General features: G+C 43.7%; 13 protein-coding genes. 8 read left to right on the top strand and 5 right to left on the bottom strand.

What is annotated here, in order from left to right; genetic code table 11:
* The first annotated feature begins 30 nt into the window (after nt 1–30).
* Nucleotides 31–981: an NAD-dependent epimerase/dehydratase family protein gene (locus QMG11_RS14010; RefSeq protein ID WP_281836801.1), complete on the top strand. Its 951-nt coding sequence runs from the start codon at nt 31–33 to the stop codon at nt 979–981.
* A 144-nt stretch (nt 982–1,125) separates the two neighbouring features.
* Nucleotides 1,126–2,172 (top strand): OmpA family protein, encoded by a 1,047-nt coding sequence (locus QMG11_RS14005; RefSeq protein WP_281836799.1) that lies wholly within the window; start codon nt 1,126–1,128, stop codon nt 2,170–2,172.
* Between the two features lie 94 nt (nt 2,173–2,266).
* Here QMG11_RS14005 and QMG11_RS14000 read toward each other — a convergent pair whose 3' ends face one another.
* A complete protein-coding gene (locus QMG11_RS14000; protein ID WP_281836797.1) occupies nt 2,267–3,613 on the bottom strand; it encodes an amidohydrolase in 1,347 nt (448 codons plus the stop codon).
* Nucleotides 3,614–3,904: 291 nt separating this feature from the next.
* On the opposite strand from QMG11_RS14000, the gene QMG11_RS13995 reads away from it, so the two are divergent.
* Nucleotides 3,905–4,564 (top strand): hypothetical protein, encoded by a 660-nt coding sequence (locus tag QMG11_RS13995; protein ID WP_281836795.1) that lies wholly within the window; start codon nt 3,905–3,907, stop codon nt 4,562–4,564.
* A gap of 20 nt (nt 4,565–4,584) precedes the next feature.
* On the opposite strand, the gene QMG11_RS13990 is transcribed toward QMG11_RS13995, so the two are convergent.
* Nucleotides 4,585–7,359 carry a M16 family metallopeptidase gene (locus tag QMG11_RS13990; RefSeq protein ID WP_281836794.1) on the bottom strand — a complete coding sequence of 925 codons (2,775 nt, stop codon included), beginning with the start codon at nt 7,357–7,359 and terminating at the stop codon, nt 4,585–4,587.
* 166 nt (nt 7,360–7,525) lie between these two features.
* On the opposite strand from QMG11_RS13990, the gene hutG reads away from it, so the two are divergent.
* Together hutG and QMG11_RS13980 are read left to right on the top strand one after the other, a co-directional pair.
* Complete coding sequence (gene hutG, locus QMG11_RS13985) at nt 7,526–8,542, top strand: formimidoylglutamase (RefSeq protein ID WP_281836793.1); 1,017 nt, start codon at nt 7,526–7,528, stop codon at nt 8,540–8,542.
* A gap of 9 nt (nt 8,543–8,551) precedes the next feature.
* Nucleotides 8,552–9,262, top strand: coding sequence for a DUF3298 and DUF4163 domain-containing protein (locus QMG11_RS13980; protein ID WP_281836792.1), 711 nt, complete (start codon nt 8,552–8,554; stop codon nt 9,260–9,262).
* Nucleotides 9,263–9,303: 41 nt separating this feature from the next.
* Here QMG11_RS13980 and QMG11_RS13975 read toward each other — a convergent pair whose 3' ends face one another.
* Complete coding sequence (locus QMG11_RS13975) at nt 9,304–10,119, bottom strand: glycoside hydrolase family protein (protein ID WP_281836791.1); 816 nt, start codon at nt 10,117–10,119, stop codon at nt 9,304–9,306.
* A gap of 392 nt (nt 10,120–10,511) precedes the next feature.
* Entirely contained in the window at nt 10,512–11,180 is a 669-nt protein-coding gene (locus QMG11_RS13970; RefSeq protein ID WP_281836789.1) for a Crp/Fnr family transcriptional regulator, read from the bottom strand.
* A gap of 80 nt (nt 11,181–11,260) precedes the next feature.
* Between QMG11_RS13970 and QMG11_RS13965 the strand changes: the two genes are divergently transcribed.
* Together QMG11_RS13965 and QMG11_RS13960 are read left to right on the top strand one after the other, a co-directional pair.
* On the top strand, nt 11,261–11,686 hold the full coding sequence (locus QMG11_RS13965) for a DMT family transporter (RefSeq protein WP_281836787.1): 426 nt from the start codon (nt 11,261–11,263) through the stop codon (nt 11,684–11,686).
* 9 nt (nt 11,687–11,695) lie between these two features.
* Nucleotides 11,696–12,145, top strand: coding sequence for a DMT family transporter (locus tag QMG11_RS13960; protein WP_281836785.1), 450 nt, complete (start codon nt 11,696–11,698; stop codon nt 12,143–12,145).
* Here the strand turns inward: QMG11_RS13960 and QMG11_RS13955 are convergent.
* A complete protein-coding gene (locus QMG11_RS13955; RefSeq protein ID WP_281836784.1) occupies nt 12,142–13,674 on the bottom strand; it encodes a GGDEF domain-containing protein in 1,533 nt (510 codons plus the stop codon). The two genes, QMG11_RS13960 and QMG11_RS13955, sit on opposite strands and share 4 nt — an antisense overlap.
* A gap of 430 nt (nt 13,675–14,104) precedes the next feature.
* On the opposite strand from QMG11_RS13955, the gene QMG11_RS13950 reads away from it, so the two are divergent.
* Nucleotides 14,105–15,616 (top strand): 2-isopropylmalate synthase, encoded by a 1,512-nt coding sequence (locus tag QMG11_RS13950; protein ID WP_281836783.1) that lies wholly within the window; start codon nt 14,105–14,107, stop codon nt 15,614–15,616.
* Nucleotides 15,617–15,618 lie beyond the last annotated feature (2 nt).

The following is a 15,618-nucleotide window of genomic DNA, read 5'->3' as shown; positions in this document are numbered from 1 at the left end:
TTTAAATGAAAAGTATCCAGAGGAGGACATATGAAGAGGATCTTGATCTTTGGGGGAAATCAGTTTGTGGGAAGAAGCATTGGAGAAGCACTGGTAGAAGGTGGCTACAAGGTATACCTTTTCAACAGGGGAAGCAGACCCAATCCCCCGGGAGCCATCCATCTGAAGGGGGACAGGAACAACTCCCAGGATCTGGAGGAGCTTCTGAAGGACCGGTACTTTCACGGAGTTATAGATGTATCGGCATATGAGGACCATCAGGTGGAAAAATCGTTGATAGCTCTACAGGGAAGGTACGGCAAGTATATCTTTATAAGCTCTGCTTCTATCTATCAAGATGAGGAGGAAGCCCCCTTTAAAGAAGGAGACAGGGTAGGTAAGAATCCAGTTTGGGGAGAGTATGCTTTGAATAAGTATCGGTGTGAGGAGACCTTAAAGAAGGTAAGTAAAAAGTATAACTCCTCCTACACTATCTTCAGGCCCTTCTACATCTATGGCCCTGGAAATAACCTGGACAGGGAGACCTACTTCATAAACCGTATCCTGGATAGTAAACCCATCTTCATCCCCAAGAGGAGGACAAGAGTGCACTTTGGATATATAGGAGACCTCACAGGGAATATCATAACCGCCCTTGAAAAAAGCACCTTTGACAATGAGACCTTCAATATAGCAGGAAGGGAAACCATTACCTTCGAGGAGTTTATAGGGGTAGTTGAAAATATCTTAGGAAAAAAATCTAATGTAATATGGGTAGATGAGGAGGTACATGGGATCAAAGCCAGGGACTGGTTCCCCTTCAGGGCAGTGGATCTCCATGGAGATATTTCCAAGCTCCTCCAGGCTGGAGGGAAAATAGAGTATTCCATCGAAAGGGGAGTAGAGGAAACCTATAGATATCTTGTAGAACTCTCTCTCTTAGGAAAATATGAACTTAGTCCACTGGAAACTGGGATCTTAAAGAGAACCTATATAAAATAAAAAAACACTCGTTTGAATTACTATACCTAATAAAACAGTTGGATTTAGTAAAAAAATACTGTATAATTGCTTTTGTTTAAATTATATGGGTTTCTATCCCATCTATGAAAAACAACTATGAACTACTTGGAAAGGAGAGATAACATGAAGAAAATTGCAATTATGGTAGCTGCACTGGCTACAACTGCGAGCATCTACGGTGCACAACTTGAGCTTAAGGCAGGGCTTGAGCCTTGGAGAGAGGGAAAGAACAGCTATGCTGACTTTGATATGGGAGGCAGCTTAGGAGCCGAGGTACTATTCAACGCAGCAGAGATGCCCCTTGACTATGGATTTGGTTTAGAATGGAAGAGTGAGTTTAAGGGAGATTCAGGTTCTAATAACTCCCTGGCATCATCTGAAGCCAATGCATTCCCTCTATACTTAACTGGTAAGTATGGAGTAGGAGAGGACCTATTCTACCTGGTAGGTAGAGCTGGATGGGCTATGTATGATTCTTCCGACGCCAAGGACGGATTCTACGGTGCTGCAGGTATCGGTAAGGAATTTGGAAGAATCACAATGGAAGCTCTGTATGAGTCTATGGATCTTGGAGGTTCTTCAAAGATGTACTCTGGAGACCAGGCAGGAATCCTCTCTGTTAAGTTTGGTTACAGACTGGGAGAGAACAAAAGAGACAGGATAGCAAGAGAAGCTGAGGAAGCTGCTAGACTTGAGCAGGAGAGACACCAGGCTGAAGAAGCTGCTAGACTTGAAGCACAGCAGAAGAAGATTGAAGAGGAGAGAGTAGCTGCTGAGATGGAAGCTGCTAAGCAGGCAGAGATGAGACAGGAGATGCTTTCAAAGTACAGAGATCACATCCTACCTGAAAACTACGATACAAATGGATTTGAGCCTTCAGAGGAGAGCGTAAAGTTCTTTGAGGAGATGGCAGCAGACCTTGCTGAAGAGAAGGGAACTCTTGAGGTTACAGGTTATACAGACAACGTTGGTAGAGAAGCATACAACAAATCCCTATCTCAGAAGAGAGCTGACAGAGCTAAGGATATCATCGTGGAGAACCTTAACAATGAAAACATCGAAGTTATCTCTGAGGGAAGAGGTAATACTAACTTCCTAAATGATAACTCAACTCCTGAGCTTAGAAGAGAGAACAGAAGAGTAGAGGTTAACTTCACACCTGCAAACTAAAAGTAAGTTTCTATTGGAAGAAATTTCAGATATACATATAATTTAAAGGGAGCTCTGATAGAGCTCCCTTTATAGTTATCTCTCTTTTGTCTTCTTAACCTTGCTTCAGAGCCTTTTCCCTGTGGTCCTTTATAATCCTCTCCAATAGCTCTCGATCGGTGCATACATCCCAGATAGTCCCTGCCATGGCTTTGGATCCGTGTATCATTCCCTTCAACCCCAGCTCACTTCCAAAGGAAGCTGTGGCTTGCCAACTATGGGGTGATATACCTGCGGGCATACAGGCTGTAGAGATTATTATAGTAGGGGCTATATAGGAGACATTCCCTACATCTGTGGCTCCCCCTACAGGCTCTACCTCTATCATAATCTTCCTTGTAGAAAAGACCTCCTCTTCCTCTAATCCAATAGCTTTCCTAGCCCTCTCTCTCATCTTAGGATCTATTGTGGCTGACAGTTCCCTAGCATAGTTTTTTTCCTCATCTGTGAGTAGGATCTTCCCTGCAAACTCCAAGTTTTCCTTAGCTACACCTTTTAAGACATTGGAGGGTTCATAGTCATAGATCTCCCCAATGAAATCTACCTCCACTTCGGTTTCAGTCATCATAGCTGCTCCCCTTGCCACCTTCACTACTCTCTCATAGAGAGCCTCTACACTCTCCTTTGATTCAGATCTGATATGGTAGCTTGATGAAGCCTCTCCTGGAACTATATTTGGAGCCTTTCCCCCGTCTGTTATTGTGTAGTGTATTCTCGAGGTTCTTGACATATGTTCTCTTAGGTAGTTGCTTCCTATATTCATTAGTTCCACTGCGTCCAGGGCACTTCTTCCGTCTTCAGGGTTGTAGCCTGCATGGGCTTCCGTTCCCTCGAAGTTAAAGTTAGCCCGTATCATTGCCGGGGTCTTCATAGCCCAGACTGCATTTTTATCAGAGGGATGATAGGAAAGGGCAAGATCTAGATCTTTAAATACTCCCTCCTCCTCCATCCTGACCTTTCCCGTTAAAAGCTCCTCTGCAGGACATCCATAATACCTTATCCTGCACCTTACAATTCCCCTGTCTATCGCTTCCTTAATAGCTAGGCATGCTCCAATACCTGCAACTCCCAGTAGGTTATGCCCGCACCCATGACCGTTGGGATTTTCAGATTCTGTAGCAGCTTTAAAGGTTACCCCCTCCAGCTGGGAGAATCCAGGGAGGGCATCATATTCCCCTAAAACTCCTACTACTGGGCCTCCCTCTCCATACTCAGCTATGAAGGCGGTTGGAAGGTTGAGAACCTCCCTTATGGCAAAGCCATTTTTCTCCATATAATCGCTTTGAAGTTTTGAGGCAAAAAATTCTTCATATCCCAGTTCTGGGTTGTCCCAGATCTTCTTTGCCATCCCTTTCAGTTCCTGAGCTCTCTCCTCTATTACCTCTTTTAAGATCTCTTTCATCTGCCCCCTCCTAATCTTTTAAATTTTAATGATATTTATAAAATTCTACATAAGCCTTTAATCTATAAAGCTTTTATAAAGAATTTAAATTCTCTTTTACAGGTCTATTGTAGTATATTTTTCATCTTCAGAAAACGCAACGTGACGCATAGCTGCATCAATAGTTTCTCTGCTCTGTCTCTTCCTCTTGAAGGTATCTACCTCTCCACAGTAACTTTTATACTCTAATTTTATAGACAGGAAAATATAGGGATGATAGTATGTAAAGAAAGAAATTATCGGGGAGGCCGCATGTTTTTAATAGGATTTTTATCGGGGATCGCCTTTGTAGGGCTATGTATGTCCATCATCCTCATATATACAGCACACAGACAAAACAAGGAACTTCTTCAGCATATGGAGGTAGTAGAAGGGGTAAAAGAAGAAGATGTTAAGAATATAATCAGAGAGAAGAGGAGGGAGTTTACGAAACTGGAAAACTTTGGAATGGGGGCTAACCTGAAGCTTATAAAAAAGAACTCCATAGAGGTAATAAGGGAGATCTCTCAGAGATACTCTCCAGATGCCAGGTATCCCCTCTATGAGCTTACTCTAGAGGAGGCCCTTCTTCTGAATATCCACATCTCAGAGAGGATTCTTAAGAGTTTAGAGGACAAGAAGCTGGAGATATTTAAGAAGCTCAAGCTCTCCAAGGTCTTAGAGCTCAACGACTTTAAGAAAAGGGTCCAATCCAACCCTCTCTACTCCAAGATGGAAAGGTATAGACTCCTGAATCTTCTCTCTAGGGGATGGATGCTGGCAAATCTTGCTAACCCCAAGTACTGGCTAAAGAAGATCTTCTTTGACGGGACCCTGGAGATTGCTTCCAGGACCCTGGGGATTATTATTATAAACTCCATAGGCACCGAGTCCTACCGTGTATACAGCCGTAAATTTAAGGGGCAGCCATAGTGGCTGCCCCTTTTCTTCCTCTATTCCGCTCTCTCAGGAATAAGGTTTACTTCTATATAGTTATCTCTGTCTATTGCTCCCCCGACAAACTTCTCTATATTTCTTCTCTTAATAAGGTCTTCATACTCCTCTGGAGTCATGATCTCAAATCCGTCTCCATAAGCTTCCCTTCTGTAGAGGTAGCTCATCCAAAAATCATTTTCCTTGAGCATATCTGCGTAGTTAAATCTGTAGTTTTCCACGGTGTTTTTGATCATCCTTCCTGGGTAATCTCCCTCCAGGAGTTTATCTACAGACCTCTTCACCGCTTCAGTTACCTCATCTCTTCTGGCAGGATCAGTTGTAAACCTGATGACAAGGTAGTTTTCCTTCTTCATAAGAGGGGTAAGAACAGCATGACTGTTTATACTGTACACTCCTCCTATCTTCTCCCTTACATCCTCTAGCATTATATTGTTGAGGATCTGTGAGCTGGCAAGATAGAGTACCCTGTCTCTGTAAACGTAGTCCCTTCTGTATGGGTATATAAGGGTTACGGCACTCTTCTTGTCCACACCCTTAACCAGATCATCCCTAACCCTTCCCTCAGGGAGTACAATTCCCAGGTCTCTGCTGGAGATATCCTCATCCTCACCAGGAAGGCTTGCTATATACCTTTTAATAAGCTCCTCCATTGGAAGATCCTTCAGGCTTCCCACTATGACAACCTTACTTCCCCTCATATTTCCATAGATTCCCTTAAAGGCTTCCAGTACCCTGTCCTTTCTCAGGGCCTCTACCTCCTCTAAGGTCATAGGTTTTCTTCTGGGGTGTCCCTCAGAAGCTATATCCTTAATCCTGTCCCTGTAGAGGGTGATAGGAGAGTTCCCCCTGTTCAGGATCTCCTCCCTCTGCTGATCTATAGTATTCCTATATATCGTGTCATCTATCTTAGGATCTGTAATGAGAAGGTAGTTTATGGCAAGGGTAGTTTCCAAATCCCTACCTATGGTCTTTATATCGATCCCGTGGGAGTAGTCCTTTATATACGGGGATATTGTGAGGTTCTTGTCCTTTAGAAATACATCCATTCCTATGGAATCCAGGTTTCCTATACCAGAAGCTGGTATCACATCGGTGAACTCAGATGCAAGGAATCCGTCGTAATCCAAGGTTGAACTTCCCCCGTCCTTAAAGAACTTTATGCTTATCTTATCCCTGTCATAAGGGGTATCCTTTACAATAACCTCTATGCCGTTTTCCAGGATATACCTCGTATTATACTTCTCCTCCACAGTTTCAAGGATTCTTCCCTCCTCTATCTCTGGAAGCTGAAGCTCCAGGTTATCCAGATCTAGCTCATACTTAAGAGGCTCCTCGGCTTTTACCTCCTCTATGATCTCCCCTATCCTCTCTTTGCTAGGGACCTTTACACTCTCCCCATTTCCGTTGGTCTTGGGAGCTGTCAGGAAGTATCCCACATTGTTGCTCTCATAGAGCTTTCTTGCATACTCCCTTATATCCTCGGCCCCTATATCCTTTATTACCTCTGTAAAGACCTCAAACTGATAGTCCATCTCAGCAAATATCTCTCCCTCAAGGTGGAGCTTCTTCAGCTCAGCTGTAAAGGACTCACTCTCCATACTGTCCCTGTTCTTCTTCATATCTTCAAAGGTCTTGTAGAGGTTTGCCTTCTCTCCCTTGAGCTCAGTATCGGACACATCAAAGTATGCCATGGTTTTCAGGTATCTCTGAAGCTCATATATACCAGCTTCCATATTATCCTCTCTCAGGAGACCTCCCACTATGTGGATGCTGTCGTGAGGTCCCATGGGGAAGTTATAGGAGTAGCCCTCTCTGAATTTAGGATCGGCTCCCTTTACCTCCCAGGCATATCTGTTTTCCAGGATACCGGTAAAGAGCATCTGCACAAGGTAATCTCTGTACTCCTTCCTTTTTGTTATGGCCCTTCTGTCATCCTTCACGATTATATCAAACATACTCTGGGTAATCTCGTGGTCTGTGAAGGTATAGATCTCGTGATCTCCCCTTCCAAGCCTGTACTCCTTATGCTTAGGTGCCCTTCTTCCCTTATAGTTAAAGTACTTGTCTATATACTTCTCCACTTCCTCCTTGTCAAAGTCTCCCACAGCTATAACAGCCATATTTTCAGGAACATACCACTTTTCATAATACCTCTTCAGTAGTTCTGGTGTGGCATTTCTGATTATATCGGGATCCCCGATGGGAAACCTCTCTGCGTACCTGGATTCACCAAACACGGCCTTTCTCTGGGCATCGGATATCCTCTGCCTCAGCCCCTGTCTCAGCCTCCACTCCTCTAAGATTACATTTTTCTCATCCTCTACATCCTGGGGAAGGAAGGTTATCTCTGTAGCCCACTCCCTGAGGATCTCAAAGGCCTTCTCCAGCTCCTCAGGCCTGTCTGTAGGTACCTGGAGCTTATAAACAGTTTCCCCAAAACCAGTATGGGCATTGAGGTCCGCTCCGAACTTCATTCCCGTAGACTGGAGGTATCTTACCAGTTCATTTTCAGGAAAATTGGTAGTTCCGTTAAATGCCATGTGCTCTATAAAGTGAGCCAGTCCCAGCTGGTCGTCGTCCTCCTGAAGGGAACCAGCTCCCACCACTAGGTGCAGTGATGCCTTCCCCTCAGGTTTATGGTTGGGATAGATATAGTAGGTCAATCCATTTTCAAGTATTCCCATATCCAGCTTGGGAGACATCTTCAGGTCCTCCCCTAGAAGGGTGAAGCTCGATATGAGTATCAGCAATACTACAAGTAGTTTTTTCATGTGTTCTCCTCCTTAATTCTTATCTATTTTAAGAATAACACAAGAATCTCCCATAGTCTAATAATTATAGTAAAATAGGGGGATATAATATAAATTTCACTAAATCCTATGGTATTTTTTATTTTAAAGTGATAATATATGAAAAAAACATGGGAGTGGGTCTATTATGTTAGAAAGATTTTATGAAAAGATGGAAAAGGAGAATATCTGGAGGGGAAGAATTGATGACCCCAGGGACAGGGATTCATATAGATGGCACCAGGTTGTAAAGAGGATAAACCTCTTCGAACTGGAGGAAAGACAGTTTTCTAAGAATGAATTTGGTATCTGTTTCATAGGGTTTTGCTGTGATGCAGGGATAGAGCTTAACCTGGGAAGGGTAGGAGCTTCCAAGGGTCCGAGAGCCATCAGGGAACAGATGTGCAACCTTCCCTTCAACTTTGATGATAATATAAAGCTATATGATATCGGTAATATTGTATGTACCAAAAATACCGAGCTCCAGGATGCCCAGGAAGCCCTGGCAGAGCTGGTTGCCCTTGTGAGAAGGGCGGGACTCTTCCCTGTGGTCTTAGGAGGGGGACACGAGGTAGCCTATGGTAACTACCACGGGATAAAGAGATCCCTTGCCTCTTCAGATGACAGTATTGGAATAATCAACTTCGATGCTCACTTTGATATGCGTCCATATGATAGGGGAAGTAACTCCGGTACGATGTTTAAGCAGATTGCCGATGAGTGTATAGCCGACGATGAGGCCTTCCACTACATGGTGCTGGGAATTCAGGAGTATGGAAATACAAAGAGCCTCTTTACTCAGGCTGAAAAACTGGGGGTTAAGTATATTACCGGGGATAATATAAAGGAAAGTGAGATTTTAGAGGTACTAAATAGGGTACATGGATTTATGAGGGGAAGGGATGCCATCCACCTCACCATATGTTCCGATGTTTTCGCTTCAGCCTTTGCTCCTGGAGTAAGTGCTCCCCAGCCCTTTGGTATAGATCCCAAGGTAAGTCTTGGAATCTTGAAGAATATACTGAAGTCTGGAAGGGTGGCTTCCATAGATATTGCCGAGATATCTCCTAGGTTTGATGAGGACAACATCACCTCTAAGCTGGCTTCCATCCTGATCTTTGAGATGGTTTCCACCTTGGTAAGAGTGTACAACGACGAAGTATAGGGGGATTAAATGATTAGATTATTTTTATTGTGGTCTCTGCTCACCACCCTTACCTTCTCCTTTGGTATGGATACAGAGGTGGTCTACCAAGAAAATACCAGGTATCGTATAGAGGGGCGTATCCCCAAGTTTGTGGATAAGGATAACAGTGCAAGGGAGCTTTCAGATGCCCTGAGGCTTGTGAACAGGGAGATCCAAGGGAACTTCACAGAGATAAAGAGGGAGGTAATCTCCTCGGCTCTGGAATTTGGAGAGGAGTTTCCCAACTCCAACCTTCTCCCCTTTACCCTGAAAAGTACCTATGTCTTCCCAGGGAACAGCAAACTGCCCCTGGCATCCTTTCTCATCGAGACCATCTACTATACTGGTGGGGCACATCCTATAAAGATATACAAGGGCTATACTGTGGACACGTATACCTACTACTCCCTGGATACCTTCTTCAAGTCTCCAGAGGAGGCCAGGAAGTATATGGTGGAGAGGATAGAGGAAAGGATAGAAGAAAATCTGAAGAACTCCCAGCTGGGAAGGGAGGAGAAGATCTACTTTGACAATGCCAGGGTAGACCTGGATGACGCTGCCTTCTACTTCAGGGATAATAAGTTTGTTTTCCTCTTCCAGAGCTATGCCATAGCTCCCTACTCCAGCGGAAACCCTGAGTTTACCTTTACCTTTAGCGAATTAAGGGAATTTTTGCATAATAAATGGACAGGCATATAACCTGTCCATCTTTTTTTTACACCTATTCCAATAATAAGAGTTTAGATATTGTAATCCTCTAGAAGCTCACTGTTTTCCATAGAGGCCATTGCCACAAGAAGGAGAGATTCCTTCTGATCAAATCCCCTGTGCTGAAGGTTTATACCATAGCCCACAGTCCATATCCCTCTGCTGTCTCTATAGGGATACTTTCTGAATCCCTCATGCCTCTTGAGAGTATCTAAGAATGGTTCCTTGGCCACTCCGGTTCTCAGCTGATCTGCTATCTCCTTGGCTCTTCCCTTTACCTGCCTGTAGTAGAGTGTCTTACTCCCTCTAGAGGTATATAGAAGCTCCCTTGCAGCTCTGTCATACTCTCCCCTGTCTAGGTATCCGATGGTCCCCTTAAACCTTAAAAGTCCGGGAACTCCCAGGTTAAAAGCCAGGTTTATAACAGCTTCCTGTCTCACTGTGTCCAGCCTGTTAAACCACTCGTAGTTCTCCAGCTTCTCCCTCTCATCCATTACTATCTTCTCCAGTATACGGGAAGCCGCCCTCTCACTTATACCATACTTACTTATATTGTAATCGTATCCAACTATTATCCCATCCTTAGTTGACTTCATCGTCTCAATATGGGTATAGTTATCCTTTATAGTTGAGACCTCCCTTATTTTTTTTTGCAGCTGCTTCTTTAGTGTATTATCTGCTGCTGCCTTCAGTACCTCTGGATGGCTCAAAAGCTCGTCCAGTGTATTACTCTCTTCCCCCTCAGCTGTTATTGCTGTATCGGTGTTCTCCCTTACCTCTGTATTTCCTGTGTTCATAGCAATAGCAGCCAGTAATAGTATCCCTGAAAAAGTAATTAATTTTTTCATAGTACCCCTCCGTAGTCGAATTCCAGTAGTTGAACCCCACCCCATTAAAGCGATAAAATTAATTATTTGATTTTTATAGACTATTCTCTAAAAATCTGCCCATCACTATCTTGTATCATTCTATCAGTTAAATTAAAAAATCAAAATTCTATCTAGTGACTATACTCCCGATAATTTTAACACCCTATCCTCTACCTGATAAGGACACATGTCCTTTTTGTTCTATAGCAGCCCTTCCTGTACCACTTAATTCTTATTTTTATTATTTCAGTATAAAAATCAACGTGACGTTGCATCCTGGTAATCAATTGGAGCACCAATTATTTTATGTAAAACTTTTGACAATTCTATACTTTCCTTAACAATAAAAAAGAAAGCCCTCTAGAGACTTTCTACTTGATACAGTATTTCTTTAAGAGCTCCCTGTCTACCACCTCTATCCTTCCCCTCTCCCTTCTGATTACTCCCTCATCCTCCAGTTCTCCCAAGACTCTTCTCAGGTGCCTGTCGCTGATTCCATAGGAGAGAGCTACCTCTCCCTGTCTGAAGCCCTCTATTGTGGTGTCCTCCCCTGCCAGATCATAGAGGTAGGTAGCTATCCTGTTCTTCAGGGGATAGAGGATCATACTCGTATATTTTTTTGAAGTATTCACAAGCTTCTTTCCAAGAAATTTGGAGATCATCTCATAGAACTTATAGTTTTCCCTGGCGTTTTTTTCCACGATATCCCTGGGCATGGCCAGAAGGTAGCTGTCCCTTATAGCCTCTACATTACTATATATCCCAGATGAGCTTATATACTCCAGGTCCCCAAAGAGATCTAAGGGTTCCCCAAAATCCAGGTGCATCTCCTTTCCCTCCATGGTTTGCAGGTGCACAAGAACCTTTCCCTCTACCAGGAAATAGAAGTATTCAAAATCATCCTCCATATAGTAGATTATATCCCCCCTTCGATACTTATGGAGCTCTATCTTATCCAGATACCTATCCTTTATTATCCCCTTGAGATTAAACTTCTCTATATAGGCTTCTATCCTCTTGCTGTCATTTATTCTCTCCATAACCCACCACCCTCCGGACAAATGTCCGAAACTTTTAAATTTAAATCTGATATATTATAGCATATTGAAAGGAGGATTCTATGAAACTTACAAAAACAACACCGCTTATCTCTGGTTTTCTAATAGCCCTAATGGTAAGTGTTAATACCACCCTCTCTAAAATAATCGGAGAAACCTATTCAGTCTTTATCATCCACCTCACAGGTCTGACTATCCTATTGGCCCTTTCTGTTTTAAGGAAAAACAGAGTGAGATTCTACAGGGATATCCCCCTATGGATCTACTTTGGAGGAGGACTGGGTATCTTCATCGTTTTGTTTAATAATATCACTATTCAAAAAGTAGGAGTCTCCCTTGCTCTTTCCCTGGGAATTGCAGGGCAGATAATCACCTCTGTTCTCCTGGAACACATAGGTTTTTTGGACAGTGTACAGAATAAATTTTCCCTGGCAAAGCTCCCTGGAGTGATCCTCATCTTCCTGGGAAGCATCATCATTATTTTATAAGGAGGCTCTATGTTATACCTATTTTTAGCATTCTTCACAGGCATCATCCTGGTAGTTCAGATGCATATGAACTCCCACCTGTCAGCGAAGCTGGACACATACAATGGTGTGCTCTACAACTACTTTACAGCTGTTATCCTGTTCTTACTCTACTTTATCTTCAGGCCCGGGCCTCTTACCGAGGGCATTTCCCATATGTCTTCAGCCTCCATGTGGATGTATTCTGGAGGAGCTCTGGGAATCCTGATCGTTATTCTCTGTAACCTGGCTTTCCAGAAGCTCTCAGCAACCTACTCCACTTCCCTAATAATCCTGGGACAGCTTGGGGCAGCTATAGTTATAGACAGGACCTTCTTCGGAGTAGTTATCCAGCCCAAGGAGATTGTAGGAATACTCCTCATTGCATGCGGTATCGCTTATAATTCATACATATCTTCCAGAAGGAGGGGAGTGGCCTAGGTGCCTCCCTCCTCTATTATCTCTACTCTGTTTCTCCCCTTCTGCTTACTCAGGTAGAGAGCTCTGTCCGCTACATTTATGTTTTCCTCCAGGGTAAGATAGGGATTCACCTGGTAGACTCCAAAGCTTATGGTTATCTTAAGCTCCAGCTCTCTGTATCTGAAGATATGCTCCTCTACAGATCTTCTCAGGGCTTCAGCCCTCTGATATGCCGGATACCCCTCACTTTCAATGAGAAGAAATATAAACTCCTCTCCTCCCCACCTTCCAACCAGATCCGACTCCCTGATGCTTCCTCTGAACATCTCACTGACTTCCTTCAGTACCATATCTCCGCACTCGTGACCATAGCTGTCATTGAATCTTTTAAAGAGATCTATATCACACATAATAAGGGAGTAGACTCCCCCATGTCTCTTTAGTCTGGAGTACTCTACTTCAGCTCTCTTTAAAAATCCCCTTCTGTTCAGGAGTTTTGTCAGATAGTCCTGCTCAGACATCTCTTCCAGGTTTCCCCTAATCTCTACTAACTGTGCTATGAGGATCTCCCTCTCCCTCGCTGTCCTCCTTTCCCTATTGACATTCCTCTGACTGAGAAAGAGGATGAAAGCAATGAGGAGGAGGATAGTGCTGTCCTTAAACGCTCTGTAGTATACCCTTACTACTGGAAGGGTATAGTAGAAAAGTCCATCATATCCCCTCAGCCTGGAGGTCATTATATAGTTCCATCCTCTTCTGCTGAGGGTAGTAGCTTTCCTGCTGGGGATTACCCCTTCACCCTTGACTATCTCCTCAGGGGAGGTGGTAAAAATCACCTCACCTTCACTATTGAGGATATACATCTCCACACCCTTCTCCCTGTAGATGGCGGGCTTTATATTACCAGAGAGCATTCCCATAGCTTTTTCACCATAGTATACAGGTATGGAGACGTGTGCTATGACACTCCTCCCCACTCCAGGGATCAGATCCAGGGTAAGTCCTCTCCTGTTATAGTAATCCCTCCTTCCCTCCACCTTTTTCTGAAAGCCAAGAAAGTCATCGTAGAGGTTGTACTTGGGATATTCACTGAGAAGATCGCTATGGGTATAGTAGTAGATCCATATACTGCCACCAAGGGCCCTCTTTATATTTCTACTGTACTTTAAGGTAGTATAGGCTATCCTTGCTTCATCCTGGAGAAGGTCTCCATCCCTTCTCCTGAGGGAGGTTATAGGAACCCTTTCCCCCTCTTTATCTATATAGCCTATCCCCAAATTCAGCTCCTCATCTATATCCTCCAGGGACAGGTGGTCTTCATCGTGCATATAGTGCTCCTCATAGAGGTGGCGGGACAGATCCGAGGAGGCCTCAAGGAAGCCAGACATCACATCTATCTTCTGCTCCAGTAGGTTGATATAGCTAAGGTTATCCTCCCTGAACTTCTCCACAACCCTGTTTTTATTGTTAGTAAAGATAAATCCATATACTATCAAAAAGACCAATACCTTTATTATGGCTCCCTCTCCTATAAACTTAGATACTCTCATACCTTCACCTCGATTAAACCTTCCTCTCTATTTTATACCCTCCACCACTTGAAATTCCTCCTCTCCTGAATGGATGAGGATTTATTTTTAAAAAAAACGTTGACATCTGATCGATACTTTAGTATATTAATCCCAATACAAAAAACAGGATTTAAATGAAAGGAGGGAAACTATGAAAATTCTAACTACTATGCTGCTCATACTGCTCACAAGATTATTCCGTACAAATCTCATAGCAGTATATAACCATATTAGGATATTCATAGAGAATCTCTTAATTCCCTCTAAACCAGGGAATTCTTTTAGTTAATCAAGATCACCTTGACCGACCATAAGTGAGATAGATAATGACAGCCTAGATGGCTGTCTTTTTTTTATACTTTTTTAGCTTCATCAATTCAAAATTTCAAATATTTAAGGGGGAAGTATTATGAGAAGGATTAAAATTTTTGACACAACCTTGAGAGACGGGGAGCAGACACCGGGAGTAAACCTAAATGCCCAGGAGAAGGCACTTATAGCCAAAAAGCTGGATAGGATGGGGGTAGACGTCATTGAAGCTGGGTTTGCAGCAGCTTCAAAGGGAGATTTTGAAGCTATCAGAGAGATCTCCAGGGTAGTTGAGACCGCTACAGTGGCCTCCCTTGCCAGGGCCCTTCCAGGGGATATAGACAGAGCATGGGACTCCATAAGGGAAGCTAAGTTTCCAAGGATCCATACCTTTATCGCCACCTCGGATATCCACATGAAGTATAAGCTTAAGATGACAGAGGATGAGGTATATAAGCAGGCTGTGGATATGGTGAGGTACGCCAAGGGGAAGTGCAGGGATATAGAGTTTTCATGTGAAGACGCCAGCAGGAGCAGGAGGGAGTTCATCTACAGGGTACTGGAAGGAGTCATAGAGGCCGGGGCTACAGTCGTTAATATTCCAGATACAGTGGGGTACTCCTACCCCGATGAGTTTGGAACCCTTATTAGGGATATAAGAAACAATGTCCCCAACATAGAGAGGGCTGAGATCTCTGTTCACTGCCACAACGACCTAGGACTTGCCACAGCCAATGCTGCGGCTGCCATAAAAGCCGGTGCTCATCAGGTAGAGTGCACCGTAAACGGTCTGGGAGAGAGAGCAGGGAACACTGCCCTTGAGGAGATCGTGATGCTTATGAGGGTAAGGGAGAAAGAGCTTAATGCCACTACTAATATAGCATCCACCCACATAGCTCCAACCAGTGCCACTGTGAGCCAGCTTGCAGGTATAGGGGTACAGCCAAATAAAGCTATTGTAGGGGGAAATGCCTTTGCCCATGAATCTGGGATCCACCAGCACGGGGTGCTGGAAAATGCTACCACCTATGAGATCATGACTCCAGAGAGTGTAGGGTACAGTAAAAATAAGATGGTTTTCGGTAAGCACTCTGGTAAGCATGCCTTTACAGATAAGCTTAGGGAGATGGGGTATGACTTTAATAGGGAAAAGATCGACGAACTTTTCAAAAAGTTTAAAGCCCTTACAGATGTGAAGAAGGAGATATTTGATGCAGACATAGAGTATCTGGCTCAGGGATCCATAAAGGAGGTAGAGGAAAAAACTAAACTTGTGACCTTTGAGGTGGTAAGACACTCACTAAACTGTATTAAGGCCGATATAGTCATGGAATCCTCAGGTAGGAAGGAGTTCGGCAGCGGAACAGGAGATGGTCCGGTAAATGCTATCTACCAGGGTATAAATACCCTGCTTGGCAGAGAGTATGAGCTGAAGGAGTATTCCATCCATGGGATAACCGGTGGTGCTGATGCCCAGGGTGAGGTAAGGGTAAGGGTAGCTCACGGAGATAGTGTAGGAAGTGGTAGAGGGATACATACAGATATAGTAAGAGCCAGTGCAGAGGCATATATAGATGCCATCAACTGTATAGAGAGCATAAGAATTGCATAGGG

This window comes from Propionigenium maris DSM 9537, from assembly GCF_027925155.1.
GTDB lineage: Bacteria > Fusobacteriota > Fusobacteriia > Fusobacteriales > Fusobacteriaceae > Propionigenium > Propionigenium maris.
This window is presented reverse-complemented; position numbering and strand designations above follow the sequence as displayed.